Raw genomic sequence first — 26,902 nt, forward strand, 5'->3', positions numbered from 1 at the left:
TAACTGCTGATTTGATAACTATCACTCCTGTAGTGTGTTTTTATATTATTTATAATTTAATTGATGTAATTTTCATTACAGGTGCCATTGTATCGCTTTCAGATTTCAAAAAGATCGCACAAAAGTTACAATTGATTACAAATATTACATACATATTTCATATATTCTTCAAAATAGCGTCACTATGGGATTATCAGTCATAAAAAAATAAGCAAAAATTTAACATTTTTTGCTTATTTTCGATAAATATTCGATTTTTATGACGAAATAATCTATTTTATGTGATGAAAATGTGAACTTATGACTAAACCATGTCAATCATGTAACACTAGTCCGCTCCCATTTTAGCATGTGTTCCTTCACGACGTCTGTTCCCCATGAAGGTCACAACTGAGCCGAAGATAATAATGACAATTCCAATAATTGTTGTCAAAACAATTTTATCGCCAATCAACAAAGCGGCAAATATCGGAGCTAATCCGGGTTTGATAAAGAATACAAGGGATGCTGTTGAAACATTTGATCTTTCCATTGCCAGAAAGTAAAAGGCAAAGCCACCACCAGTAACACATACACCAACGAAAAATAGCATCCAGAAGAAGTGCATGTTCACGTTGTTAAATAGCGGGATAGCACTAAACTGACTCAGCCAACCGACCGACTTCATTGCGTGGGCAATAGTTGGAATATTTGTAATTTCAATTAACACAAATAGTTCTACGGCACCAACCAAGAATGTAAAGCAAGTCATTACGATTCCGTTATACCCACGATGCACTGAGCCGTATCGCGAAATAATACTGTACAAGCCAAATGTCATTGCTGACGTAATTGCTAACGTTAGTCCAACAGGATCAGTTAAATTAGCAGGGTTCACAATTACCAGCAATCCGATAATTGAAATAATCACAGCTAAGAAATTTGCTCGGCCTAATCGTTCATGCAAAATTAAGTATGAAAAGATCAAGGCAAATACGGGATTGGCACTAAACACAACGGCAACTGTTGACGCTTGAGTGTAGCTAATTGACAACTGGAATAGAGTCATGCTGACTACTAGACAGGTAAATCCAGTAAGTGCAAATAGCTTTAAATCACGCCAATGCAACATTTGTCCTTGAATACGTAAACTTCTGATTGCAAATGGTAACAGAACAATTCCACCAATACTAAAACGGATCCAGTTAATTTGGATTGGGTTAAAAGCGTTTCCCGCCGATTTTAACGTAATTTCCATTAAACTGAAAAATACCGTAGATAATCCAATAAATAAAGCTGTCTTCTTCACAAGAAACTCCTTTTCTCTCTATACTAATGACTTAATTACAACCATCAAAATCGGTACCACAATAATACTCATTAGGGTGGTCTCAGTAACCATGATTGCGGCGTAGTCAGCGTCAGCATCATACAACTTAGAAACAACTGGTGCATTAGTCATTACAGGCATGGCTGCTTGTAAAATAAATACTTGTTTCATTAAAATTTCCATGTGACTTGGAATAACCAGCAGTGCCATTAATGCAGGCGCACATAAAAATCGGCCAATTAAAATCCAAATGGAATCGCGGTTAAATCGCATACGCGATATACCAGCATTTGAAACGGCAATTCCAATAAACAACATAGACATCGGAATTGTTAATCCACCAACATACGTTAAATCACTCTGTAAAAATGAGGGTAATTTAATATGCAAAACGACCAAAATAATACCAATAATAAAACCCATTAGTGGAGGTGAAAAAATCTTTTTCAATGTTGCTAGCAGGTTAATCTTTGCCTTGCCCATTCCATCGCGTTGAATCAGCCACACTCCTAACGTCCAAAAGAATGTAGTGTTGGCCATATAATAAACCAAGACGTAAGGCAACGATCGGTCACCAAACAACGCAAGATTAATCGGTAACCCGACAAAAACCGTATTTGAATTAAAAAACATTGATTCAAATAGACCAACATGACTTGATTTAATACGAACAGCGCGGCTAATAACTGTTGAAGCCGCAAATAATATTAGCATCGAAATAACCGGATATCTTAAATCAGGCAGCAATGTTTTCAACTGTTCTGCGGTAAAATCCTTCATAATCGTAGTTACCATATAAGCTGGCAGTGCTACTTGAGTAACCAATTTTGAAATCATCCGAGTCGAGTTTTCATCAAACCACCCTCGCTCGTTAAGTATGTAACCAATGGCCACCATTACTAAAATGACGAAAACACCGGAAACACTGGAAAGAAAAACTCCCATTCCTAGGCCTCCTAAAATTATGTAATACGAAAATTATAGCACATGAATTAAAAACATTAAACGGCCGAATTCCTTGTGGCCGTTGGATTGCATTAAAAAAAGCGGTTACAATGTAACCGCCATGCGACTTAAATTATTTCCACTGTTTTAAAAAATCAAGAAATTTGGTTTGCCTCATTTTTACCAATTGAGGGCCACTAAATTTATCTGTTTTTTCAATAGCTTCGTCAACAGCTCTTCTAATTCTACCAATGATTTGATCGTCTTCCGTGATTATCTGATCTATCAAGCCCAATCTTTTAAGAGCTTGAGCAGTCATTGGTAAATCATCACTCAGATCATGGTCAGATTTAACAATCGAGGCCACCGCTTCAGGAGAAGCCACTGAAAAAATGGCGTTTTCAAGCATTAAGATTTGATTGGCATTCGTAAACGCTAATGCTCCACCACTATGCCCTTCTCCAAGGATAACGCCAATATTGGGAACAGTTAGTCGGCCCATTACATCGATCATATCTGCAATTGCTTGGCTTTGTCCCTGATACTCCGATAATTCACTAGCATCTGCACCCGGCGTATCAATAAAGCTAATCACAGGTCTACCAAAACGTTGCGCTGCTTCAACAAGGCGGGTTGCCTTTCGATAACCACTAGCAGAAACCATGCCACCATTAAATCTTTGACGCTGCTGTGGTGTCTTGCCTCGATTAACAGTCAGTACTGTTACTGGACGACTGCCAAATAAACCAATGCCGCCAATCAGTGCGTGATCATCCCCTGTTACTCGATCACCATGAATTTCCACAAAGTCAGTAATCAGATTACTGATAATATCCATGCCACTAATTCTTTCAGCCGATCTAATTAATTTTAGTTGTTCTTCTAACGTCATACTATCACCTCTGATGCAAGGTAAGCAGTTTGCCAAGATAATCTCGCAGGTCTTCTCGTCTAATTCGATCATCAATAAGTCCGTGTGCAAATAACTGACTAGCCTGCTGAAAATCCTTAGGAAGCTGTTCTTGACTCGTCGCTTGGATTACCCTTGGGCCGGCAAAGCCGATTTGTGCCTGATCTTCTGCCACAACAATATCATTTTTAAATGCAAAGCTGGCAGACACGCCGCCCATCGTTGGATCAGTGAGTACACTGATCGACACCTGGTGGCAACGATCGTATTGTTGCTTAGCCGCTAAAATTGTATTCATTTGCAACAGAGAAAAAATTCCCTCCTGCATTCGTGCCCCACCTGAAGCAATCATCAAAATTAGTGGTATTCTTTTTTCTTCCGCAAATAGATAGAGCTGCTTAATTCGATCCCCAACGGTCGTATTTAAAGTGCCCATCATAAAGTGGCTATCCATAATACCAATTGCACACTGTTTATTATCAATACTGCCAGTACCTACCGTTATTGCTTCAGTGATCTCAGTTTTTTTTCGAGCTTCTGCAAGTTTTTCACTATATCCAGCAACTTTAAGCAAATTATCACTATTAGGTAGCATACTGATTGGTTCAAATGAACCATCATCAATAGTAATCGTCAGACGTTCTTTAATTGTAAGTCTTTGATAGCTACCACACTGTGGGCATTTCTTTATGGATCCCCACTCAAGTTGATTAACATGGCCGCCACATGCAGGACACTTTGTCCAGACACCCTTATCCGGTAAATGACTCATGCTTTTCCAACCTCATATCTAACGTTTCAACCGCAAAAACACCCTTTTTATACCACGAAGATGCCAAAATTTTTTGTAAATCATGCAGGTTCGTGCTAACTCCGTCAATTTTGATATTTGCCAGTGCTTTTTGCATAAGGGTCACAGCTTCTAATCGATTCTTGCCATTAACAATAACCTTCACTAACAGGGCATCGTAATAACTTGGCACATTGTCCCCACTTTGATAACCAGTATCAACTCTGATACCTTCAGGAAAACTAAAAGTCGATAATTGGTTATTGTTTGTCGGAGCGGTTAAATTAATTCGACATTCAATCGCCACTCCATCACAAGATGGTATTTGCCGACTCAAGCGAGACTCATTAGATGCCAATTGTAGCTGTAGCATCACGATATCTAGTCCTGTTGTCGTTTCCGTCACACCGTGTTCAACCTGCAGTCTCGTATTCATTTCCAGAAAATAGAATCTATCATCGCTAAATAAAAATTCAACTGTACCCAGTCCTTGGTAGTTAACACCATCGAGAAGTCGATGAACAGTCACAATTAGCTCTCTTCGTTGAGCATCTGTAATAAAAGTTGCCGGACTTTCTTCAATAATTTTCTGCCTACGAACCTGCATCGTGCAGTCACGATCTCCAAGAACCAAAATCCGACCGTTTTGGTCACCAATAATTTGGACTTCAATATGTCTTGCATGTTTCAGCACTCGTTCTAAATAAATCGAAGTACTGCCAAATGCAGAACTTGTTTCTTGCTTGGCAATTTTTAATTGACTATTAAGGTCGTCTGGCGATGTAACGATTCTAATGCCTTTGCCACCGCCACCCTGACTCGCTTTAATTAATAAGGGAAATCCAATTTTTAAAGCGGCTCGTTCGGTCGCATCTGGATCATTCAACACAAAGGTCCCCGGAATAATTGCAATACCACGACTAGCTGCAAATTTACGAGCGGCAGCCTTATCTCCCATTAAACTAATCAAATCAGCTTGGGGACCCAACCATGTTAACCCACATTGTGAACACATTCTGGCAAATAATGCATCTTCGGCCAAAAATCCATATCCAGGATGAACAGCATCTGCATGTGAGATAACGGCCGCCATTAAAATACCTTCACGATTCAAATAAGATTCTTGTGCTTTTGCTGGACCAACACAATAAGCTTCATCCGCCATTTTAACGAACTTAGCATCCTTATCAGCAGTTGAATAAACCGCCACAGTACGTACGTTCAGTTGTTGACAGCTTTTCATAATTCGGCACGCAATCTCACCACGATTGGCGACTAAGACCTTTTTAAACATCCTGTTTGTGACCTCCACGAATTATAAATAATGGTTGATCATACTCAACGGCTTCACCATCTTGGCACAGCACACTCAACACGTTGCCTTCGTCAGGAGTATTTAATTCATTAAAGAGCTTCATACTTTCAATTTGGCCAAGAACTGCACCGGCTTTAACGTTATCACCAATCTTAACCGGCTGTTCATTAGCATGGAAGATGCCAATCATCGGGCTATTAACTGTGATCGTACCGTCCGCCTCATCGTTGCGATGAAAAGGCATTGAAATATCTTTTCGATCTAGCTCGATTTCGGTGTCGTCGATTTTCAACCGTGCATGTACAAAATCCATCTTCGTCAGATCATTTATTATCTTTTCTAATTGTTGAGAATTCATTTTACGCCCCTAGAATTTGATAACCATGCTGCCATAATCCAACCCAGCACCAAAGCCACTGATCAGCACCTGTTTGCTTCCAGATACATCAAGTTGTGCCAACGTTACCGGAATTCCAGCTGAAGAGGTATTGCCATATTTTTCCACGGTATGAGGGAATTTTTCGAATGGAATATCTATTTTATCGGAGATTGACTCGATAATCCGTAGGTTCGCCTGATGGCAAACAACATAATCAATCTTATCAGGACTAATTGATGAAGAATTCAATAACGTGGTAATTTGTTTTGGAACCGTATTTGTTGCAAATTCAAAGACTGCCCGCCCATTTTGGTAGAAGGCATCTGTTCGAGGATAACTATCTTTATCAATTTTCTTTAAAGGACTAACTCTGCCACTATGGATCGTATCTGCTTGTGAACCATCAGATTGAATTTTCTCCGCAATCAAGAATTCATCAGATTCATTTTCAGAACGGCTGAGAATTGCTCCACCAGCTGCATCACCAAAAAAAACCGCAGATGTTCGATCTTGAAAATCCATCATTTTAGAATTCACTTCTGCACTAATAACCATTGCATGTCTAAAAGTACCGCTAGTCATCATTTTATCGGCAATACTTAACCCGAATACAAATCCAGCACAAGCCGCACTGATATCAAACGCCATTGCGTTAGTTGCACCAATTTTTCCTTGAACGATACAGGCAGTAGCTGGCGTTAGAGAATCTGGTGTGATCGTTGAGACAATAATTAAGTCAACTTCATCAGCTTGTAAATTGGCTTTTTTAAGTAGCTTTAGCGCAACATTGGCTGCTAAATCCGAAGTGTTTTCATCATTCATTGCATAGTGTCGTGAGTGAATGCCCGTATGTGATACTATCCATTCATCACTAGTTGGCATGATTTCTGCCAGGTCGTCATTAGTAACAACTTTACTTGGTACATATCCCGCTAGTGCGCTAATCTTGGCAAATGCCATGTGCTACTCCCCGCTTCCTTATAAATTAAAAACCACTCTATTTTAGCGTAGTGACTTACAAAATACTACTGATTAACATTTAAAAAAGCGTTAATATCACTGATATTTAATGTTTTCCTCGTTACAAGACTGCATTGCTTTATTTATCGATTAAAATAAAAAGTTCCGTTTGACTGATTTCTTTCATCTGAAATCAATTAACGAAACTCAATATAACATAATTCTACATTCTCTTGACTATTAGTTAATATGTTCTTGTTCTGGCAAAACTGGCTTTGCAAAATAATATCCTTGTTGTCGATAAATACCATATTTATCAACAGAATATTTAGATTCATCCTCAGTTTCAACGCCCTCTAGAACAAATTCAAGATTATTTTTTTCGGCAATATCGTGCCAAAATCCGATTCTCTCTAAAAGTTGGTCTGGATCATTAGTTTTGCGTAAATTCTGAATTGCAAACTTAATTCCATCAATGAATGGAAACATGTTTAGTATCAATTCATAACTATTATCACTACCAACGTCATCCAAATAAACTTTGATGCCTGATTCATGATAAAGAGCACTAATTTTCTTAATAATATTTAGACTGGGTGCATCCATAACCTCGATCACAAACTCACTTATACGTGGCTCATGACGTTTAAACCGCGCCAAATCCTGCGCAATTTGTGAATCACTGAATTGTTGTGAAGTTAAATTGATATTTACACCTGTACAATCATTATGATTAAGGACCTGTTTAACTAGGCTGATCTGGGTTGTAACTGGAATTTCAAAATTGTCAGGCAATAGCCATTGGTTGCGATCAAATTCACGTAGCAACATTTCGTTTAACAATAATGGATGGTCCGGTTTGCTGGCGTCAACAATTGGCTGAACAAAGTAACGATAAGTGGGAAACCAATTAGTCGCTTCCTTCGCATGTTGAGCAACACCTTCAACAGTAATCGCATCTCGTCCTAATTTGCTGCGTGTCAGACTTTTATTAGCCCGGCCATAGGCGTCATCGATTGTTTCGTCAACGGTCTGCACCTGTGTTGCGCCAATCGAAACTGTCATTGACAGAGTTTTATAATTATAATCGAATGTGTGTGTCCGAATTGTATCCCAGCAATCCAACAAAATAGGTGCAGTATCTACGGTGGAAGCATTCATAAAAATAATGTTAAATTCTTCCCCGCCAGATCTGAATAAATGATAAACGGTCGCATATTGCTGCAAAACGGTTTGTAGGAGCGTTTCAAATTCAGATAAAATGACGTTAGCTCCGAGATGTCCAAATCGCTCATTGATGCTAGTAAATTTATCAATATCTACAATTGCTAAGGTCATCGGTTTATGCCCCTGCTTGGACATGTTAAATAAACTGCTAATATCTCTCTCATATGATGCGTATAGATCAGTTGGGGTCAAATCGGTTTGCCTATCATCTGACATTGAAAGACGGTGTCTATACTCAATAATCCAATAAACACACGTCAACAAAGTCATTAACATATAAACAATAATATTGGACCAAATAAAACTACTATTAAGCTTAACGTTGGGAAATGTGAGCCAAAACCCAAGAGAAACATATAATCCTGCTCCCAAACAAAAACTCAATCTATACTTAATATCACTCATCCACGTACGAATCGCTACTAATAGAACAAATAACCCAAACATAGTTAGAACATTTTGCACCGAAAATAGATTTGATAAATGGTATGCTCCCCAAATCAAAAATAGGACCGCACACCTGGCAAAATATTCAATTGAGTTTATTCGGCGATCCAATACCGGAAACGCAATTAAAAATACACCAATACTAGCGTAAATCCAAGAATTATTATAAACATACAAACTGGTAAAACTTATAATTGCCGCAAGAACCCACACAACTGCCGGTAAGCAGATTCTAATCAAGATATTTCGTGTAGCAGTTTCACTTGTATTTATCTCCAGCAAATTCCAAAGTTTCGTGTATGCAACCACAATTATCGTGACAAATGCTGCAGCAAAAATCATTAAAACTAATTGCGGTAAAAATTCATCAGCTGTCAAATTCAATTCCCCCTTATAGTCTAAAGGTGTCGATAATTAGATGAAATCTAATTGACATTAATTTATCCCCAAAAAACTGATTTACCATTTTTTAAATCAATTCAAAGTATATACGTACTTATTTTATTACGTTTATATTTTTGTGACAAGTATCAAACAGTTAAATATGTTAATTTTCTGAAATTATCAAAAAATAAAAGAGCTACTTCAAAATGAAGTAACTCTTTTATCAATTTATGCGGCGAAGAGGACTTGAACCTCCACGGTCATAATTGACCACAAGATCCTTAATCTTGCGCGTCTGCCAGTTCCGCCACCGCCGCATCAACGAATAATATCATAGCAAACTATTCGTTAGTTGACAAGGTCAAATTACAAAAATCACTTAATTTCCTTTAACCTGCCGCCACATTTGCCACATACGTAACGTCGTGTGTTAAATCGACGATGTCGAATAATAATCGTGTGACAACTTTGGCACTGATACTGAACCACATGCTGACGAGCCGTTGTCAACGGTGCATAACGACTTCCGCCAACTTGAACCAACAATTTCTTAAAATCTTGACTTCGGTGATGATAATCACGTCCGGTTAAGTGCAAATGGTAGTGACACAGCTCGTGTAAAACAACACCCTTGAGTGTATGCTCGTCAAACTGTTCAATCATTAGAGGATTGATATCAATATGATGATCACTAAGGTGATAACGACCACCAGTAGTTTTTAACCGACGATTAAATACAATTTTGTGAACAAATGGCCGATTAAATAATTCTAATGACCATTGCATTGTCAGTTTTTGTAATTGCTCATTTGTCATGCGACTGGCTGATCCTTTGGTTCAATCATTGTGAGTTGAACCCGTTGTCGGTCAACATCAACCGAATCAACCCATACATCAACAATATCGCCTACTGCAACAATTTTACGAGGATCTCTCGTGAACTTGCGACTAAGTTTGGAAACGTGGACCAATCCGTCATGCTTAACACCGACATCCACGAATGCGCCAAAATCAACAACGTTTCGAACAGTGCCTTGAAGCTTCATCCCCGTTTTTAAGTCCTCAATAGTCAAGACATCCTTACGTAATAACGGAGTCGGCATATCATCACGTAAATCACGTCCTGGTGCTTGGAGACTAGCCTTAATATCTTTAACAGTTTCCGCTCCTAGACCAGTTTCATCAATCAACTGTTGGTCGTTCAACTGGTTAATTTTCTGATTTTGTTGCGTATCTCCAATTTGTGCGACGCTCACTCCAGCAAGCTCCAAAATTTTTTTTGCGGCTGAATAACTCTCGGGGTGCACATCGGTATTATCAAGTGGATTTTTACCATCAATAATTCGTAAAAATCCTACTGATTGTTCGTATGCCTTGGGCCCCAGTCGAGGAACCTTCTTCAACTGTGCACGACTATCGTATCGTCCATTCTCATCACGGTAGTGCACAATATTCAGGGCAATCGTCTTAGACAACCCAGAGATGTGAGTCAACAACTGGTAGCTAGCCGTGTTAAGGTTCACACCAACCTGATTGACAGCTCGTTCAACCACTGCATCAAGTTCATTATCTAAATCCTTATTTGGTAAGTCGTGCTGATACTGGCCAACGCCGACAGACTCGGGATTAATTTTAACAAGCTCTGCCAATGGATCTTGCAGTCTGCGTCCAATACTAATCGCACTTCGCTGTTCAACGTGCAGATCGGGAAATTCGTCACGAGCTTCTTGACTTGCAGAATAAACAGAAGCCCCCGCTTCATTAACAATCACGTAGTAAACTGGTCGGTTTATTTTTCCTAGTGCAGTTGAAACAAATTGTTCAGACTCTCGACTCGCAGTACCATTACCAATCGCAATCATCTCAACGCCGTACTTTTCAATTAAATCGATTAATTGCCCTTCAGCCGCATCTCGTTTACTTTGGGGAGCCGGTTTATGTGGGTATATAACGTCCTTAGTTAAAAATTTACCATTTTGATCAATCACTGCCAATTTACATCCTGTTCGATACGCAGGGTCGAAACCTAGGACAATTTTACCCTTCATGGGCGCTTGCATTAGCAAATGGTAAAGGTTCTCTCCAAACACGCCAATGGCTTGTTCCTGGGCCTGTTCTGTCAATGTGTGACGTAATTCGCGCTCAATGGCAGGCCCGATGAAACGTTTGTACGAATCTTCATATGCCTCTTCAATAAATTGTGAAGATTCGCTTTCTGGGCGATGTCCAATTAGACGAAAATGCAAATAATTTTCAACTGGAGATTCATCAACGTCAAACTTAACACTCAGGACCTTCTCTTTTTCACCACGATTAATTGCCAACACTTGATATGAAGATAGATTAACGAGTCGTTCTTCAAATTCATAATACTGTTGATAGACACCCATTTCGTCAATGCTTTTACCGCTTTTCTTAACACTGGTAACCATTTTAGCGTGCTGCATTGTGTAATTACGCACCCAATTACGGATATTAGCCACTTCACTAAAAGTTTCTGCTAATATTTCGTGTGCACCATCAAAAACATCGCCAATGGCAGGAAGACTTTTATCTGCGTCAACATATTGTTTGGCTTGTGTTGCTAGATCGCCTTGTTTGAATGACATGATCCAATTGGCTAATGGCATTAAACCGTGTTTCTTTGCGATCATCGCCTTTGTTTGTCGCTTTTGTTTATACGGTAAATATAAATCTTCAACATCTTGAATTTTTTCTGCTTGGTTAATTTGCGTACTTAACTGCTTGGTCATTTTACCTTGCTCAGCAATGCTGTTGAGTACAGCTTGTTTACGATCCTGCAGTGCCGTGACGCGCTTATATTCATTCTGAATTGATAAAATTTGAACCTCATCCAGGCTGCCAGTTACTTCCTTACGGTACCTTGCAATGAACGGAATCGTATTTCCTTGGTCCAAAAGATCAAGAACTGCACCAATTTGGTGCTGAGATGCATCATCAATTTGCTTACTAACTAAATTTACTAATTGTTCTTCCATCTAACTTAAAATGCTCCTTACTGCAGAAAACGAGAAAACAGGCCTCTAAGATGCCCAAATGAAAACAGACAATCAGTATACTGTACACTTCAACATATTGATTTTTCTGTTACATGGCAAGTTTCTAACCTGTTTTCAACATTTCACTTTTTAACTGAGAAATCCATCTACACCTAATAAAATACGATAATTGTCTTACATATTCGATAAAGGTGATATTTTAGCGCCACCATTCATCATATACACTGATAGGCAAATGCCTCTTGTGTTGAGTTCTTGTGTACCATGACTCAATTTTTTCAGCCGCTGTGTCGTCAATCTCACGGCCCTCAAGATAATCGTCAATTTGATCGTACTTCACGCCCAAAGCAACCTCATCAGGCAGCGCCGGCCGATCATCTTCTAAATCAGCCGTTGGAACTTTGATGTACAGTTTCTCTGGCGCATTAAGTTTCTTTAATAACTGTTTACCCTGACGTTTATTTAAGCGCCACAATGGTGTTATATCAGCACCACCATCACCAAACTTTGTATAAAAACCGGTCACAGCTTCAGCAGCATGATCCGTTCCAACCACCGCACCACGAGTTTGACCAGCAATCCCATATTGAGCAATCATGCGTTGACGCGCTTTAATATTACCCTTATTAAAATCACTGATTTCTAGATGATTTGCTTGCAACGCTTTTTCCATCGCATCAGCAGCATCCTTAATATCGACTCTCATGATCTGATCTGCTTGCATAAATTCAATGGCTTCCATGGCGTCAGATTCATCAGCCTGATTACCATATGGTAGACGTACTGCGATAAATTGGTAGTCGTCATTACCTGTCTGTTTACGCAAATCAGTGACCGCCATTTCGGATAATTTACCCGCTAAAGTTGAGTCCTGGCCTCCTGAAATACCAAGTACTAATGTTTTTAAACCAGTCTTCACAAGGTAATCTTGCAAAAACGAAACACTTCGATTTATTTCTTCGTCAACATTAATTGTTGGCTGCACCTTTAATGCATCAATAATTGTTTGTTGTAAGGGTCGCATCAGTGAGCCTCCTTAAAATTTTAAATGATTAACGTAATCATGCATATCGTGAAGAATCATCATCTTATTGTCATAACACTTCTGCGACAAGTCAACGGGATATATTTGTGGATTTAAGTCTCGCTTATATTCATCCCACAATAAATCCAGATGAGTAGCAGATGAACGCTTAATTTGCTGCAAAGATGGCTGGTTGTAAACCAATTTTCCATCTTTATAAATATGCTGCAGAATTGGCCGAGCTTCAAAACGTTCAATTGTCTTATTAATATACGTGTAATCAGGACTAAACATAAAAATACTATCCTGCTTGCGTGGGTCCTCGTCGGCTAGGGTAACATAGTCACCTTCTGACTTGCCGTCTGCTAAGTCAGTGATTCTCCATACTTGCTTTTTACCAGGAGTTGAGACTTTAATCGCATTGCTGGAAATTTTAATCGTATCTACCATTTCACCGGTCACATTTTCAAATGAGACCAACTTGTAAACTGCTCCAAGGGCCGGCTGATCATATGCGGTAATTAGCTTAGTACCAACTCCCCATACATCGATCTTGGCCTTTTGCATCTTTAAGTTCATGATGGTCTTCTCATCAAGATCGTTTGAAGCATAGATTTTGGCGTTAGTAAAGCCAGCTTCATCTAACATCTCACGAACTCGTTTTGAAATATATGCCATATCGCCACTATCAATTCGAACCCCTTGGAAATTAATTTTATCGCCCATTTCCTTAGCAACTCGAATGGCACTCGGCACACCACTTTTAATTGTGTCAAAAGTATCCACCAAAAAGACACAATCATAATGGCTTTCAGCATAAGCTTTAAATGCCTCATAGTCACTCATATACGCTTGTACCAGTGCATGCGCATGTGTGCCACTAATTGGGATATCAAACAGTTTGCCTGCACGGACATTGCTGGTAGCATCAAAGCCGCCAATATATGCAGCTCTGGTTCCCCATACAGCCGCATCCATTTCCTGGGCACGACGAGTACCAAATTCCAACACCGGGTCGTCGCCAACTACAGATTTGATCCGTGCTGCTTTAGTGGCAATCAAAGTTTGATAATTAACAATGTTAAGTAGCGCTGTTTCCAGTAACTGTCCCACAAGTAGTGGAGCATCCACCTGCATAATCGGTTCATTGTTGAATACAAGGTCACCTTCAACCGCACTATTAATCGATCCTTCGAACTTAAAATCCTTCAAGTAGTCCAAAAAGCCGTCATCAAACTGGTCAGTACTTCTTAAATATTCAATATCACTATCAGAAAATTTTAGTTGTTCAACATATTCAATGACACGCTGTAACCCTGCAAATATCGCATAACCGTTACCAAAAGGCATTTGTCGAAAATATAGTTCAAAGACTGCACGACGATTGGCAATTCCCTTTTTCCAGTAGGTCTGCATCATGCTAAGCTCATAGGCGTCAGTATGGAGTGTAAGGCTGTCATCTGGATACTGGTAATTCAATGTTGTTCTCTCCATTCTCTCGGTGCTGTTATTTTTCTAGTACAAACTCAAATCTGTCACCCACATATTGCGTATGGGTATACTCAAACGGCCGACCATCCTGTAAATACGAAATTTGGCGTAGCCGCAACAGGGCTTCTCCACGCTTAACGTGCAAGTATTCAGCAATCTTTTCTGAAGCTGACATGGCTGATACTGTTTGAATAGCCCTTCTTGGATGCAATCCAGCTTTTTCCTCAAGTGCTTTGTAAAGTGAAGTTGTAACCTCTTCTTTGCTAAAGCCTTCAATTAAATCGGCCGGTACTGCAGTTACTTCATAGCAAATTGGAACATTGCTACCGTAACGAATCCGTTCCATTCTCAAAACCTTTTTACTACCGTCCAACTGTAATCGTTCAATTTCACTTTGTGACGGTGTCATTAAGTGATAAGAAATTGTCTTACTGGAGGGGACTTTACCAGCAGCTAACATTAAATCAGTAAAGCTGGTTACACCAGACATTTTCTCTTGAACTTTACGATTTGCAACAAACGTCCCCGAACCAACGTGACGCTCCAGGATCCCGTCATCAACTAACGTTTGAATTGCTTGTCGCAAAGTCATTCGACTAACGTTAAATAGTTCTGCCAACTCTCGTTCAGCCGGAATTCGTTCACCAACTCGCCACTTTCCGTTTTCAACATCTTGTTTTATCTGATTATGAATCTGGATATATACCGGTGATGTCATCACGCCGCTCCTTTCATCGTGACCTTGACTGAATTATTACTTACGATTATCAAACAACCGACCGTAACTGTAAACACATTCGACGTTTAAATTACCGTTTAAAACGTTTAAATCAGCATCTTTACCAATCTCAAGAGTCCCTTTTTGATCTAGGCCAAACTCGGTGGCTTGATTAACAGATGACATTAAGACTGCTTCTTCAATAGAACATCCTGTAAAACTAATTACATTTTTAAATGCATCATTAAATGTCAACACTGATCCCGCTAGATTGCCAGACTCTAAACGTGCTTGTTTATCCTTAACGATTACTTTTTGTCCGCCAAGTTCACTGATTCCTTCAGGCATTCCCTTTGCTCGCATTGAATCAGTTACCAGTTCAATTTTGTAGGGACCTTTTTGATCAAAAGCTAATTTAATCATATCAGGAACGATATGGAAGCCATCGCAAATCAGCTCACAGTATAAATCATCTTCAAGCATTGCGTGTCCCGTAACACCAGGCTCGCGGTGCTTAAACTCTCGCTGTGCATTATACAGGTGAGTAATGTGAGTAGCACGACTGGCTAGCATTTGTTCACGAGTTGCATTGCTATGACCCGCCGCAGGGACAATTCCATGTGACAAACAGTAATCTTCAAACTTACGGGCACCCTTATCTTCTGGGGCGTAAGTGATAACACGAATTCGATCCCCTGATATTTGATTCCACTGATCCAGTAAACCAACATCTGGATCCTTAATATACTTACCAGGTTGTGCACCCTTGTATATTTCTGCAATAAATGGTCCTTCAAGATGAGTACCCTGAATGACAGGATTTTTTTCCGCAGCTTTAGCAACACCCTGCATTGCGTGTGCAATGTTTTCGTTAGACTGAGTCATTGTGGTTGGAAAGATCGTGGTAATTCCCTCGTGCACCATTTTATTTACCATTTCGTCGATCTGTTTTTCATCACCATCCATGGTATCAAAGCCGTAGCCACCATGCGTGTGTACGTCGATGAATCCCGGTACAATCTTTTTTTGATTAACAAATTCAACTTGGTCACCAGCTTGAGCCCGATACTCGCTCATTGGGCCAATACCTTCAATTTGTTTGTCAAATCGGACGTAGCCGTCATGAATTACTTCTAATCCTGTGTAAACTTCCGCGTGCTTTAGTACAATACTCACCGTAATTGTCTCCCTATTATTTACTTTTATCGATTAACCGTGGCATCAATGCCCTTGATGACAGAGTTCATAAACCCTGCTTCTTCCATTGCTAACAAGCCAGCAACCGTGCTTCCACCCGGTGAGCAAACTGCATCCACAAAGTCCATCGGTGTTTGGTTCTTTGAATTTAATACCATATGTGAAGATCCTTGTAACGTCATCGCTGCAATTTCAGTAGCTTCCTTTTTAGTCAATCCGTACTTTACCCCAGCACGACTCAATGCGTCAATAAAGAAGTCAACATATGCTGGCCCACTGCCAGCAATCGCACTAAAAATTGCAAATTTACTTTCTTGTTGCCAGCTAACCTCGCCAAGAACCTCAAATGTCTTCACAGCTACTGCTTTTTTGTCGCCTATTAAAGCATCATTATCGGCTAAGGCCGTCATTCCCACATTACCTTCAACATTAATATTTGGCAAAGCACGTAAAATTGGTATTGATGTTCCGATCACATTTTCAATTTCCGTGACACTTAAGGACCCGATAATTGAAATGAGTGTTTTATCAGCAAGTTGGCTCTTAATTTCATTCAAAACCACAACTGCTGCATTGGGTATTACAGCCAGCACCACTATATCAGTTTGTTTGGCCACCTCAATGTTTGAATCAACGGCAACGACCCCAGTTTCTTTAGCAAATGGTTCGTAGGTCGTTTGGTGCGTACTATGAACATAGATGTCGGAAGGGTCAAATTGATTAGCATTAATTAGTCCCTTAATAATCGCTTGTGCCATTTCTCCAACGCCGATAAATCCAATTTTCATGTTGTTACCCTCCTAATAAGGTTTCAAATTAAATAGGTGCATCCGATACATTTCCCTATAATGATACAACAAAAAGCGTTTCATCGCCGTAATTTAAGTTAAAAAATAGCTGTAGCATGTGACAAATCCACTTTTGGTAAGTTTACTGTTTTCTTTTTTGCTTTTTCTGTTCACTTTTTACCCTGTATGACGAAACGTGAATCAAAGGACTGAACCACATCATATAACAAACCCCCACCTAATCCCTAAGACCATGGGATTAGGTGGGGGTTTGTTATATGAGACGGTTCAAAACGTCCTTGGATTCACTCTACTATTTTGCCATCCTGTTCAATCGCCATCATTGCCACTTCGTTTAGAAAGTTTACCGGTCGGTTGTATCTTGGATGGAAAAACATGTCTGTTAGTGCCAAGTCTTCAATTGTATTATGATTTTGAATCGCCAACGAGACTGTATTAGCTGCCTGCGTTACATCGTGTGGGCACCTTATTTGAATTCCTAACACTCTATGGTTATCAGCATGATACACCAATGTCACCAAAATATTAGCATTGTCTTTCATAAAAGTTGCCCGATATGGACCATCATACGTTACACTTTTAGTCGGTATATTCAGCTTATTAGCAATTCTTTGGGTTATACCGGCTGACGAATACGTTGTGTCAAATATACTAAGAGCCGTTGTTCCTTGTGCACCACGATCCTTTAACTGATATCCGTTGATATGCAGCGCAGCGATTTTAGCTTGGCGAATTGCATTTGTTAGCTGTGGTAAATATTGCTGCTGATTTGTCGCATTTTGACGAGTCGTTCGCACATCGCCGATTGCATAAACATCATGATTCGAAGTTTGTTCAAAATCATTTGTAATAACTGCACCACGTCGATCTAACTTAACTTGTCCTCGTACTAAAGACGAAAGTGGCATAAATCCAGTGCAGACAATCGCCAGGTCGTACGATGTTTTACGATTATCTGACACAATTTCTAAATGATCACCGTGGTCAACAAAACTTGACACTGAATCGTTTAAATAAACCTGAACACCATGATCAGTCAGCAATTGGCACACCGTTTCCGCCATCGGCTCATCATAATAATGATTAAGCAAATACTTGCGACTTTGGTACAGTGTCACATCATGCTCAGAACATAGAGCTTCTGCCAGTTCGACTCCCAGATAACCACCACCCGCTATAGCAATTGATTTCATCCCCACCAAGGTTTTAACAAGTTCTTGGGTAGTATCATAATTTTTAACAAGTTTCACTTTGTTACTGGTGACGCCAATGATTGGTGGCACTGTCACAACGGAACCAGTCGCTAGTATTAGCTTGTCATATGTATCCATAAATTGACGATTGCTATCTAGGTCTTGCACTAGAACTTCGTGGTTTTGGACATCAATTTTTAAAACATCATGCTTCAGCTGCATGTTAACGCCTAGCTTTGTAAAATCAGATGCTGAAGATAGAGCAAGCGAGTCTAGGTGTTTAATCTTTTTACTTAAAAAAAGTGGAACCCCTGCGTCTACAAAGGCAACTTTAGTGCTTCGTTCGTAAACTGTTACATCTACATGATCATTACTTGATTGAATCAGCTGGCTAACAGCCGTTGTCCCTGCGATAGTTGCACCAATGATAATAACCTTCATTATTTTTCACCCCAAATTTAATGATACTTTCCATTTAAAGTACATACGTATAAACTATGCTATAATGCAATTGTTTGCAATATCGAACGTCGTTAGGAGCTATTTATTTTGACAACAGATGAACAACCACTTTATCGTTACTTTGCACAACCAAAGGTTAACTCATTTCTTAAATCAATCGTTGGCTGTGAGCTGCTATTAAAACTTCATACTTCAGAAGGATGGCGACAACCAGAAGATTTTAACCAAGTTCCCAGCTACATTGTGGCGGACCGTCTGGTAAAATCAACCGAAGTATTGGCATCCAAAATTGGCAACGTTTCGGTTAATTTAAGTACGATACAACTCATTAACCCATTAATTAGAAACGCTTTGCTCAAAGCGCAGACTAACTTGCGGCCAGTCAGATTGGTGATTGAAATGATTGAAGAAGATAATGGTGTCTAAATCCAAGATCCTAGCGTGTTAGACGCGGTCAAAAGTTTCACCGATAACGGGCTCAGCTTTTCGATTGATGATGTTGATTCAGGTCAAAACACGTGGGAACATATTCAACCATTACTACCTTATGCTACTGAATTTAAGTACGCTCTGCAAAACCGTAATGAACATCTCAGCGATCCTGACGCTAGGAAGAGAATTCAAGTGTGGCAGCAACGTGCCGATCAATTCAACATTCAGCTAATTGTAGAAGGAATAGAAGATTCATCAGACGTTAAATGGGCTGACAAAATGCAACTAGATCTACGCCAAGGATACCATTATGGCAAGCCGTCTTTAGTCCGGTTAAAGGACAGCGATCCAGACAACTAAATTAATCTGAATGGTCAGTTTCTTCGCATTTACTTAGTGCTGCTACTGACCATCTTTTTTCTTTCCGGGCTAACCCAAGTACCAATGCCGCGCCCCATAATCGTTTGCCAAGCTGGAATAAAGGTCGTAATAATAGTGATGGGATTAACCATCCAATAAAATAACATATAGAGTGGCGCAAAAATCAAGTACTTAAATTTGGCGCCGTGATGATCCAAAATCAGTGCCGCTAGTAATTGTAAAAAGCCAGCCATCATTTCAAATGTGACAAAAATAAATGACATGTAAAACGCATGAAAAAATCTTTCCCAGTCACCCTCAATGATGAATGAAACAATCGTAAATATAAAAATCAGCATCGTGATCGCAAAAAAGAATGACCACATAATGGACAGTGTTGAATCAACAAACATCGATAATTGATATCGATGTTTTATTGGATGGAAGAAAAACTTTTTGAAGTTAGTCAACCATACCTCTGTACCTCCCTGTGCCCAACGCTTACGCTGCTGATATAAATCCTTAATTGTTTCTGGTACATTCATATGAAACACAATGTTAGGGGCAAACCGCGGGACGGCACCAATCATTTGGTGATCCCAAGCAATACTAATATCTTCAGTTGCCCGATCCTGACGAAACCCACCGACATCAATCAGAAAGTCTTTACGATACAAAGTATTGGCTCCGCTATACGCATACATCGAATCATTAACAGCACTCTGACTACGTTTAATAACACCCACAATACTTGAAAATTCGACGGTTTGTGATTTACAAATTAATTTTGTCCTATTTTGAACGTCCATATTGGCGGTGACTGCTGATGTATTCATGTCACGATCATGGATGAAGTAATTCATATACTTCATTAATGCATCCGGCTCTGGGATAGTATCTGCATCGTTACTCAAAATATATTCACCTTTAGCAAAATGCATGCCAATATTGAATGCGTGAGCTTTTCCCTTATTTTTTAGGATCGTAATCATTCGTAAACGCGGATATTCGTCAGCCAGTTTCATTACAATGTCTTTGGTTTTATCCGTAGAACCGTCATTCATAATTAAAATTTCATAATTAGTGTAATTCAAATTATCAAACAGATACCGAATTGTTGATTCAATCATGATTTCTTCGTCGTGAGCTGGAATCATAATTGTTACCCATGGTTGTTTTTTTACGGGAAGCACTTCCCAGTTGTCATCATACTGAGTATTTCTAAGAAACCGGTAAGACAATGAACCACAAAACCAGAAGAAAGATCCAATAATTGGATAAAGGCATAGGACTAGTAGGAAAATGTTTATAATCGTGCCACTAGTCGTACTTTCAAAAAGATGATTAATCATTGTCATTATTTGATCTTCCTAATTAATTTCATTGCTGTGCTGTTCCTTAAATAGATCCTTGATTTCATGGGTGTCCAAGTTTTGTTCTGGCTTAACTTCATAAAAACGGACAGAATGACAAAATTCCGGTGATCCAAACTGTTGATCAAAGAAATCGCTCACTTCGTCTTCTCTTTCGTGTTGCCCAATTGGGTCAAACGTTGGCCATTGTTCAACCAGCCGGTCGCGCTTCCGGTTCTGAATAATCGTCATAAAAACGGAATATACTAATACCATCGCAAAACAGAATAATAGTAAAATACCAATAAACTTAATTTCAAAGAAGCCTTCTGAATAACTCCACCAAGGTTTGATTCGACCAGTCTGCAACCCAATGTAGCTACGTGCAGTAATTATAATGGGCACGACAACACAGACCCAGCCAATTAGTGCAACTAGGGTCTGCTCAATCTTTAGCAACCAGTGTCCATGTTCAAAATACTTATCAGTGTACAACTGTTGTCCTATTTTTTCTGTTTTTTCATTCATTGACTCACCTCACTAATCAATTAACGGATTTTTCGGCTTACCAAATCTGTATCCCTGTAGTTCTCCAATCTGTAATTGTTGCGCCAAATCTTCATCCTCTGGATTTTCAACTCTAGTTAAGATCATCTCAAAATTCCACTTTTGTGCTAATTTATTCCAAGACTGTAAATTCAAATCAAGCCACTGAGTCGGATCCTTTTTCCTAAATTCATCCATCACACATTTAACTTGATCAGTAATTGGCAACAACCACTCGATTCTATCGTAAAATTCTTGTGTAGCATCCGCATCATCAATGCAAAACTCCATGCCATAGTACTGAGCTTGCTCAATTTGACTTTTCAGACGTCTCTGCGTGAATCTGGTTAACGAACCAGTTGGTGCATATTCAATGATTAAAGACATGGGATCAATTTTACTAATTGCCCATCGAACAAAATATGAAAATTCTGGGCTTAAAATTTGACTGACTTCAAGATTAATCGATAGCCTCATTTGTTCCCTGGGTAACGACTTAAAGGTCTCTTCAAGTAAACTGATAACTCGCTGAAGCGGCACATCAAGTTCACCTGGTAAAGTCCACTTATTCTGATTTCTTTGTCTTAGCAAACATTCATAGCAGATAACTTGTCCGTGATCACCAACTGTTTCTTGAATGAAATATCGTAGTCTTGCTTGTTCTTCTTTTTCCAAATAATTATTTGAACGTTGACGTGAATAGTAATAGTAAATAATAATTGTGACCATTGCTACAACGAGTGCAATAATACTGATCACTAATAAAAGTAGTTCAAGTTCAGATAACATGCAGTTGTTCCCTTCTATTTTACTCTTACGTGCCAACGTGTTTACCAAGAAATTATACGACGTTTTCTTACCAGTAATTAAGAAAAAAGTTATTTTAACTTATATGTAATATAATTGTAAATTTTGTAGAACCCAATCAAATATAATTTGAGGAAAAAAAACTTATTCCACCTCATAATTACTAATTTAGTGTTTAAATTCATCTAATCCAAACGTGCATTTAAAGGATATTTCTGACCACAAAGGACCACAAGGCTAAAATCCAAATCAAGATTTTGGCCTTGTGGTCCTTATGTTATGCGAGCAAATTGACTTTATTTCCATTCTCTTAGTGCGCTATTAATTTTTTTGAATAAATTTTTCTGCAGCAGATAGCATATCTGCAGTTTGCTGATTGAGCAATGGTGGCAACTTATCAAACGCAAAGTACCTAACACTCAGTGTTTCGTCCGTTACATGATCAAGTTCGTGGCCACCAACCTGTTTTACTAAAAACAATCTCGAAATTGTTTGCGTAATATCGCCGTTGGGATAGTGGACCTCTCCTCGGTCAAAGATATCTATTCGATCAAGAATTTCCACATCAATGCCACTATCCTCTTTGTATTCTCTCACACATGCCTGCGCATATGTTTCTCCAAATTCTAAGTATCCTCCCGGTAAACTCCAGTTACCAGTATCCACTCGTTCATTTAACAAAACCTCGTTATGATCGTTCAACAGAATACCTGCCGCTGTATTCATAATAATTGGACGATGCCCGACCAACTTTCTAATTTCGTGAACATAATCTGCCATTAACATCACCTCGATGATATCGTAGTATATTTTTAAAGATCCGCGAATAAATCATTAAATGATTCAGTCATTGTTGGATGAGCATATATTTGATCGCGCAAAATAGTGGCCGGTGTATGCGTCTGCATTGCCAGTGCAATCAAATTAATTGTTTCGTATGATTCCTCGGCATAAATCGTTGCTCCTAAGATTTCATCCGAATCATTGTCGACAATTGCTTGAAGATACCCACGATCATCACCAATAACCTTGGCCTTTGGTATTGCTCCCGCGGAGAGTGTTAATACCTTAATATTTTTGCCACTCAAGGCTGCCTGAGAAGCTGTCATGCCGATTGTAGAAATAGACGGGTTTAAAAAAGTAGTAGTTGAATACACCGGTCTATTAGCCAATGTCTTATTCTTTGAGCCAAATAATTGGTTATTAACAATTCGATAATCATCAAGAGAAATATAAGTAAACTTAGGCCCACCATTCACATCACCAAGCGCCCAAATATGGTCAACATTTGTTTGTAAAGTATCGTTCGTTAAAATTTCTCCATGCGAACCAATCTTAATAGTTGTGTTTTCTAATCCCAGTCCATCCGTATTGGATCGTCTACCAGTTGCGACAAGCAATGCATCGGCATCGACAATTTTCTTCTCTCCATTTTGTTGATAAATTAATTGAACCCCGTCATTAGTATCCTTTACCTGCATCAAATCCGCTTTTAACTTTAAATCAATACCGTCACTAATCAAATCCTGTTCCACCATCGAGGCAATATTTTCATCTATGTTTTTGAGAATTCGATCAGAATGTCCCAACACCGTTACTGCACTACCAAACTGTTGGTACATAGAAGCAAATTCCAATCCAATTGGACCACTTCCCAGGATGGTTAATTTTTGAGTTTGGTGGTCAGCATCCAACATTTCACGAGAGGTATATACATGACGGCTGCTGTCAATTCCATCAATCGCTGGAATAATTGGTGTTGAACCAGTATTAATAAAAAATTTATCAGCTGTTATTTTTTCTCGACCCGATTCATCAGTTACCTCAATAGTCTGATTATCGATAAAGCTAGCCGTAGCATTCAGTACGGTCACCAGGTCTAAATCAGCAATTTTATGATAGTTAGCATTTCTTAACTTACTAGTTAACTGATTTTTAATTGCTAATGACTTTTCATAATCGACACCACGTTGCGCGTTAATAATCATATTTTTGGTTGGTAAACATGCGACATTAATGCAGGTACCACCATACATTTGTGCATCTTTTTCTATTACTAGCACCTCTTGACCATGCTTTGCTAAAGAACCAGCCAATGTTTTACCTGCCTTGCCGAATCCAATAATCACATTTTCAAAGTGTTTCATTTGTAAGATCCTCCCCGATAAATATAATAGAAGTAATTATCTTAATTATAGTATTAAAATTAGATTTGAAAATTAGTCACTTTAAAGTAACCCCTAAAGGAGAACAGCCATGGACAATCTCTATATTGCTGATAATACTGAATTCACCTGTCCCGTGGAAGCAACCACCAGTCTGATAGGCAGAAAATGGGTGCCAACAATATTACTGACACTTGATGCATCGCCGAAACGGTTTGGCGCATTAAAATCTGAAATTGCTGATTGCAGTAAAAAGATGCTCATTCAGCAACTGAACTTACTGTTGGAAAATAATTTAGTTATTAACATCAAAACAGTCGATAACAATAGCACGGAGTCCACATACATGCTATCATCAATGGGACAATCTCTGATGCCAATTGTCAAAAGCATGCGCAACTGGGGCAATAATAACCTAGCTTGTGAACGTTAAAGTCGAGTTTATTAATCTACTCACTTTCATTTTAAATTTATCAACATCTGTTAATTTACCCCATTGGTGATAAACTGTGAGAAACAACTAAGTATTGTGAGGAGGGTTCGTATGCCAGATTTGCGGGTTCGACGAACACTAAAATCAATCAAACAAGCTTTTATAGATTTAGTTAACGAAAAAGGATTTGAAGACGTTACAGTCACTCAAATTGCTGATCGTGCAGTAATCAATCGGCTCACATTTTATAAACATTATGAAGACAAATATGACTTGGCCCAAAAACTGATTATTAGGTTTGGCGATGATTACGAAGAAATGGTGGTCAAGCGAAACCTCTTGGCCAGAAAAGACCTATCCTTTTCGCAAACTTTTCACATTCTCGGGCCAGAATTACAGTCGATGTTTATTACGAGAAATGAAGAAGTAAAGGCGCTAAAAACGCTGCAAATTGGCTCATTAACCTTAGAGTCAGAAATTCAACAGGTTTTATCGAAAAACATTAGTCATTTAATCCATCACGATACTTCAGTACTTGAAAAATATGTACTCTCATCAGCAATCACAGGTTTAATTAACTACATCATTGATATGGAGAAACTGCCGAACTATAAGGAACTGCAACAGTTGCTTGCAGATGTAGAGAAAATATTTGATTTTACAAATTAAGATCAAAAATGGAATAACCGTTTTATGGACGTAACGAAAAGCCCTCAAGATCAAGAATCCAAATTAGGATTTTGGCCTTGAGGGCTTAATTTGACTGGAAAACCTGGTTTATTCCAACCCTTTTAATGACTTACTTTTATGCTTTTTTAACAGTTTCACTATCTTTCGAAGCTTCACGATTACGCATTTCCATTTCAATTTCTTCAAGCGTTTTGCCTCGAGTTTCCGGTACCATGAAAATAACAAAGAATATTGAAACAATGGCAAAGAAAGTGAAGACGGCAAACGGTCCTCCAACATTGTTATGGAAGGTTGCCAGTAATACAAGGAAGAACTGAGAAACAATAAAGTTACCAATCCAGTTAGCGGCAGAACCAATTGAATTACCAACACCACGAACATTCAATGGGAATATTTCACCAATCATTAACCAGCAAATTGGTCCCCATGAAACGGCAAATCCGAAAATATAAACGGCAATTAGGATCATTGTCGGCACGGCTGCCGCCTTAACGTCCAACGTGAAGTTCAGTACTGACAAAGTACCAATCGCAAGGGCCATCACAATTGACCCAAATAAAAGAATTGTGCGGCGGTTAAATTTGTCCATGATCTTGTAAGCGAGTAACGTGCAGACAAAGTTAACGACACCAATACCAACTGAAATCCAAATGGCATTACCTTCCGCAAAACCAAAGCCTTTAATAAAGACCTGTGGCAAGAAATAAATAACTGAATTAATACCAACTAGTTGCTGTAAAAACATTAATCCAATTGCCACAATGACGGCTGGACGCGCAAATGTAAATAATTCCCTTAGTCCACCCTTTGGCTGATTGGCGACCGCCTGAATCTCTGATAATTCCTTATCAGGATCTTCATCAGTATTTTCACGTAGTTCATGCAAAACAGTCCGAGCTTCATCAACCTTGCCTTTTTCAACCAAGAATCGTGGAGATTCAGGCAAAATTAGTGAACCAATAAATAGTATTGCAGCAGGGATCAATGCTGATCCAAGCATCCAACGCCAGTCACGAATACCCAACAAATTATGACCTAAGAATCCCAAATTGGAAACATATGCAAGCAAAATACCTAAGGTAACCATTAATTGAAACATTGTCCCCAATGATCCACGATGAGGTGCATCGGCTAATTCTGCCAAATAAGCGGGTGTTAACGCCGAAGCTGACCCGACGGCAAAGCCTAAAATAATTCGTGCGGTGATCATTGAAACAAACCCTGACGCCGTCATTGATAATCCAGAACCTAGTAAGAACAAAATTGATGCAAACAGCAATAACTTTTTTCGCCCAAACTTATCGGATAGTGAACCAATGGAAAGCGCACCAATGGATGATCCAATCAAAACAGACGAAGTAATAAATCCTGTTTGCTCAACGTTCAATTTAAAGTCACTTTCGATCAGTGAGGAGGCTCCAGAAATAATACCAGTATCAAAGCCAAACAATAGTCCTCCTAATGCACCAAAAACGAAAATAAAAAATATACTTAAATGTCGAGTACGCAATGTAATCTCTCCCCCTTAAAAAGTTAT

Annotated in this window: 26 protein-coding genes and 1 tRNA gene; 4 read left to right on the plus strand and 23 right to left on the minus strand. The window is 39.0% G+C overall.

The features are described from left to right. Positions 1–328: 328 nt before the first annotated feature. The 17 genes from FD16_RS07435 to FD16_RS07515 all read right to left on the minus strand — a co-directional run bounded on the left by FD16_RS07435 (position 329) and on the right by FD16_RS07515 (position 18,559). Positions 329–1,288 carry a DMT family transporter gene (locus FD16_RS07435; protein ID WP_010622978.1) on the minus strand — a complete coding sequence of 320 codons (960 nt, stop codon included), beginning with the start codon at positions 1,286–1,288 and terminating at the stop codon, positions 329–331. A gap of 18 nt (positions 1,289–1,306) precedes the next feature. Then, positions 1,307–2,254: an AEC family transporter gene (locus FD16_RS07440; RefSeq protein WP_010622979.1), complete on the minus strand. Its 948-nt coding sequence runs from the start codon at positions 2,252–2,254 to the stop codon at positions 1,307–1,309. A gap of 133 nt (positions 2,255–2,387) precedes the next feature. After that, on the minus strand, positions 2,388–3,146 hold the full coding sequence (accA, locus tag FD16_RS07445; RefSeq protein WP_010622980.1) for a carboxyltransferase subunit alpha: 759 nt from the start codon (positions 3,144–3,146) through the stop codon (positions 2,388–2,390). Positions 3,147–3,150: 4 nt separating this feature from the next. Continuing rightward, positions 3,151–3,936 carry an acetyl-CoA carboxylase carboxyltransferase subunit beta gene (locus tag FD16_RS07450; protein WP_010622981.1) on the minus strand — a complete coding sequence of 262 codons (786 nt, stop codon included), beginning with the start codon at positions 3,934–3,936 and terminating at the stop codon, positions 3,151–3,153. Then, positions 3,917–5,248, minus strand: a complete 1,332-nt coding sequence (locus tag FD16_RS07455) for an acetyl-CoA carboxylase biotin carboxylase subunit (RefSeq protein WP_010622982.1) — start codon at positions 5,246–5,248, stop codon at positions 3,917–3,919. Before FD16_RS07455 ends, FD16_RS07450 begins: the two co-directional genes overlap by 20 nt. Next, positions 5,241–5,627: an acetyl-CoA carboxylase biotin carboxyl carrier protein gene (locus tag FD16_RS07460; RefSeq protein WP_010622983.1), complete on the minus strand. Its 387-nt coding sequence runs from the start codon at positions 5,625–5,627 to the stop codon at positions 5,241–5,243. The genes FD16_RS07455 and FD16_RS07460 overlap by 8 nt, the downstream gene beginning before the upstream one ends. Positions 5,628–5,636: 9 nt before the next feature. Further along, positions 5,637–6,608, minus strand: a complete 972-nt coding sequence (locus FD16_RS07465; protein WP_010622984.1) for a beta-ketoacyl-ACP synthase III — start codon at positions 6,606–6,608, stop codon at positions 5,637–5,639. Positions 6,609–6,848: 240 nt separating this feature from the next. Further along, the gene (locus FD16_RS07470) at positions 6,849–8,660 is read right to left on the minus strand and encodes a diguanylate cyclase (RefSeq protein WP_010622985.1); all 1,812 of its coding nucleotides are present in this window, start codon (positions 8,658–8,660) and stop codon (positions 6,849–6,851) included. 237 nt (positions 8,661–8,897) lie between these two features. Further along, positions 8,898–8,983, minus strand: a tRNA-Leu gene (locus FD16_RS07475). A 58-nt stretch (positions 8,984–9,041) separates the two neighbouring features. Beyond that, positions 9,042–9,482, minus strand: a complete 441-nt coding sequence (locus FD16_RS07480) for a SprT family protein (RefSeq protein ID WP_010622986.1) — start codon at positions 9,480–9,482, stop codon at positions 9,042–9,044. Next, entirely contained in the window at positions 9,479–11,665 is a 2,187-nt protein-coding gene (locus tag FD16_RS07485; RefSeq protein ID WP_010622987.1) for a Tex family protein, read from the minus strand. Before FD16_RS07485 ends, FD16_RS07480 begins: the two co-directional genes overlap by 4 nt. A 220-nt stretch (positions 11,666–11,885) precedes the next feature. Next, complete coding sequence (gene nadE / locus FD16_RS07490) at positions 11,886–12,710, minus strand: ammonia-dependent NAD(+) synthetase (RefSeq protein WP_010622988.1); 825 nt, start codon at positions 12,708–12,710, stop codon at positions 11,886–11,888. A 12-nt stretch (positions 12,711–12,722) separates the two neighbouring features. Further along, positions 12,723–14,189, minus strand: coding sequence for a nicotinate phosphoribosyltransferase (locus FD16_RS07495; protein WP_010622989.1), 1,467 nt, complete (start codon positions 14,187–14,189; stop codon positions 12,723–12,725). A 28-nt stretch (positions 14,190–14,217) separates the two neighbouring features. Continuing rightward, positions 14,218–14,919 carry a GntR family transcriptional regulator gene (locus FD16_RS07500; RefSeq protein ID WP_010622990.1) on the minus strand — a complete coding sequence of 234 codons (702 nt, stop codon included), beginning with the start codon at positions 14,917–14,919 and terminating at the stop codon, positions 14,218–14,220. A gap of 36 nt (positions 14,920–14,955) precedes the next feature. Then, a complete protein-coding gene (gene nagA / locus FD16_RS07505; RefSeq protein WP_010622991.1) occupies positions 14,956–16,095 on the minus strand; it encodes an N-acetylglucosamine-6-phosphate deacetylase in 1,140 nt (379 codons plus the stop codon). Between the two features lie 26 nt (positions 16,096–16,121). After that, positions 16,122–16,904, minus strand: a complete 783-nt coding sequence (proC, locus tag FD16_RS07510) for a pyrroline-5-carboxylate reductase (protein ID WP_010622992.1) — start codon at positions 16,902–16,904, stop codon at positions 16,122–16,124. Positions 16,905–17,209: 305 nt separating this feature from the next. Next, positions 17,210–18,559, minus strand: coding sequence for an FAD-dependent oxidoreductase (locus tag FD16_RS07515; RefSeq protein WP_010622993.1), 1,350 nt, complete (start codon positions 18,557–18,559; stop codon positions 17,210–17,212). Positions 18,560–18,667: 108 nt separating this feature from the next. Here FD16_RS07515 and FD16_RS07520 point away from each other — a divergent pair, with 108 nt between their 5' ends. Together FD16_RS07520 and FD16_RS07525 are read left to right on the plus strand one after the other, a co-directional pair. Further along, complete coding sequence (locus FD16_RS07520) at positions 18,668–19,006, plus strand: hypothetical protein (RefSeq protein WP_050899289.1); 339 nt, start codon at positions 18,668–18,670, stop codon at positions 19,004–19,006. A gap of 15 nt (positions 19,007–19,021) precedes the next feature. Further along, on the plus strand, positions 19,022–19,372 hold the full coding sequence (locus FD16_RS07525; protein WP_050899290.1) for an EAL domain-containing protein: 351 nt from the start codon (positions 19,022–19,024) through the stop codon (positions 19,370–19,372). Between the two features lie 29 nt (positions 19,373–19,401). On the opposite strand, the gene FD16_RS07530 is transcribed toward FD16_RS07525, so the two are convergent. The 5 genes from FD16_RS07530 to FD16_RS07550 form a co-directional block, all read right to left on the minus strand. Then, complete coding sequence (locus FD16_RS07530; protein WP_010622994.1) at positions 19,402–20,730, minus strand: glycosyltransferase family 2 protein; 1,329 nt, start codon at positions 20,728–20,730, stop codon at positions 19,402–19,404. 12 nt (positions 20,731–20,742) lie between these two features. Further along, positions 20,743–21,252, minus strand: a complete 510-nt coding sequence (locus FD16_RS07535) for a hypothetical protein (RefSeq protein WP_010622995.1) — start codon at positions 21,250–21,252, stop codon at positions 20,743–20,745. Positions 21,253–21,264: 12 nt separating this feature from the next. Beyond that, positions 21,265–22,059 (minus strand): EAL domain-containing protein, encoded by a 795-nt coding sequence (locus FD16_RS07540; protein ID WP_010622996.1) that lies wholly within the window; start codon positions 22,057–22,059, stop codon positions 21,265–21,267. A gap of 339 nt (positions 22,060–22,398) precedes the next feature. Beyond that, complete coding sequence (locus tag FD16_RS07545; protein ID WP_010622997.1) at positions 22,399–22,857, minus strand: NUDIX hydrolase; 459 nt, start codon at positions 22,855–22,857, stop codon at positions 22,399–22,401. 32 nt (positions 22,858–22,889) lie between these two features. Further along, the gene (locus FD16_RS07550) at positions 22,890–24,224 is read right to left on the minus strand and encodes an FAD-dependent oxidoreductase (RefSeq protein ID WP_010622998.1); all 1,335 of its coding nucleotides are present in this window, start codon (positions 24,222–24,224) and stop codon (positions 22,890–22,892) included. 109 nt (positions 24,225–24,333) lie between these two features. Here FD16_RS07550 and FD16_RS07555 point away from each other — a divergent pair, with 109 nt between their 5' ends. Further along, a complete protein-coding gene (locus FD16_RS07555) occupies positions 24,334–24,675 on the plus strand; it encodes a winged helix-turn-helix transcriptional regulator (RefSeq protein WP_010622999.1) in 342 nt (113 codons plus the stop codon). Positions 24,676–24,786: 111 nt separating this feature from the next. Next, the gene (locus tag FD16_RS07560; protein WP_010623000.1) at positions 24,787–25,344 is read left to right on the plus strand and encodes a TetR/AcrR family transcriptional regulator; all 558 of its coding nucleotides are present in this window, start codon (positions 24,787–24,789) and stop codon (positions 25,342–25,344) included. 136 nt (positions 25,345–25,480) lie between these two features. Here the strand turns inward: FD16_RS07560 and FD16_RS07565 are convergent, their stop codons facing one another. Next, positions 25,481–26,875 carry a sugar porter family MFS transporter gene (locus FD16_RS07565; RefSeq protein ID WP_010623001.1) on the minus strand — a complete coding sequence of 465 codons (1,395 nt, stop codon included), beginning with the start codon at positions 26,873–26,875 and terminating at the stop codon, positions 25,481–25,483. Positions 26,876–26,902: the final 27 nt, after the last annotated feature.

Origin of the sequence: Paucilactobacillus suebicus DSM 5007 = KCTC 3549, from assembly GCF_001434475.1 — a bacterium.
GTDB lineage: Bacteria > Bacillota > Bacilli > Lactobacillales > Lactobacillaceae > Paucilactobacillus > Paucilactobacillus suebicus.

Excerpts from the sequence above, each read along its gene's own strand:
- FD16_RS07550 (WP_010622998.1), bottom strand. The coding sequence starts at position 24,224 with ATGAAACACTTTGAAAATGTGATTATTGGATTCGGCAAGGCAGGTAAA.
- FD16_RS07545 (WP_010622997.1), bottom strand. The coding sequence starts at position 22,857 with ATGGCAGATTATGTTCACGAAATTAGAAAGTTGGTCGGGCATCGTCCA.
- FD16_RS07560 (WP_010623000.1), top strand. The coding sequence starts at position 24,787 with ATGCCAGATTTGCGGGTTCGACGAACACTAAAATCAATCAAACAAGCT.
- FD16_RS07535 (WP_010622995.1), bottom strand. The coding sequence starts at position 21,252 with ATGAATGAAAAAACAGAAAAAATAGGACAACAGTTGTACACTGATAAG.
- FD16_RS07540 (WP_010622996.1), bottom strand. The coding sequence starts at position 22,059 with ATGTTATCTGAACTTGAACTACTTTTATTAGTGATCAGTATTATTGCA.
- FD16_RS07485 (WP_010622987.1), bottom strand. The coding sequence starts at position 11,665 with ATGGAAGAACAATTAGTAAATTTAGTTAGTAAGCAAATTGATGATGCA.
- FD16_RS07530 (WP_010622994.1), bottom strand. The coding sequence starts at position 20,730 with ATGACAATGATTAATCATCTTTTTGAAAGTACGACTAGTGGCACGATT.
- nadE (WP_010622988.1), bottom strand. The coding sequence starts at position 12,710 with ATGCGACCCTTACAACAAACAATTATTGATGCATTAAAGGTGCAGCCA.
- accA (WP_010622980.1), bottom strand. The coding sequence starts at position 3,146 with ATGACGTTAGAAGAACAACTAAAATTAATTAGATCGGCTGAAAGAATT.
- FD16_RS07460 (WP_010622983.1), bottom strand. The coding sequence starts at position 5,627 with ATGAATTCTCAACAATTAGAAAAGATAATAAATGATCTGACGAAGATG.
- FD16_RS07455 (WP_010622982.1), bottom strand. The coding sequence starts at position 5,248 with ATGTTTAAAAAGGTCTTAGTCGCCAATCGTGGTGAGATTGCGTGCCGA.
- FD16_RS07450 (WP_010622981.1), bottom strand. The coding sequence starts at position 3,936 with ATGAGTCATTTACCGGATAAGGGTGTCTGGACAAAGTGTCCTGCATGT.
- FD16_RS07555 (WP_010622999.1), top strand. The coding sequence starts at position 24,334 with ATGGACAATCTCTATATTGCTGATAATACTGAATTCACCTGTCCCGTG.
- FD16_RS07480 (WP_010622986.1), bottom strand. The coding sequence starts at position 9,482 with ATGACAAATGAGCAATTACAAAAACTGACAATGCAATGGTCATTAGAA.
- FD16_RS07515 (WP_010622993.1), bottom strand. The coding sequence starts at position 18,559 with ATGAAGGTTATTATCATTGGTGCAACTATCGCAGGGACAACGGCTGTT.
- FD16_RS07500 (WP_010622990.1), bottom strand. The coding sequence starts at position 14,919 with ATGACATCACCGGTATATATCCAGATTCATAATCAGATAAAACAAGAT.
- FD16_RS07440 (WP_010622979.1), bottom strand. The coding sequence starts at position 2,254 with ATGGGAGTTTTTCTTTCCAGTGTTTCCGGTGTTTTCGTCATTTTAGTA.
- FD16_RS07465 (WP_010622984.1), bottom strand. The coding sequence starts at position 6,608 with ATGGCATTTGCCAAGATTAGCGCACTAGCGGGATATGTACCAAGTAAA.
- proC (WP_010622992.1), bottom strand. The coding sequence starts at position 16,904 with ATGAAAATTGGATTTATCGGCGTTGGAGAAATGGCACAAGCGATTATT.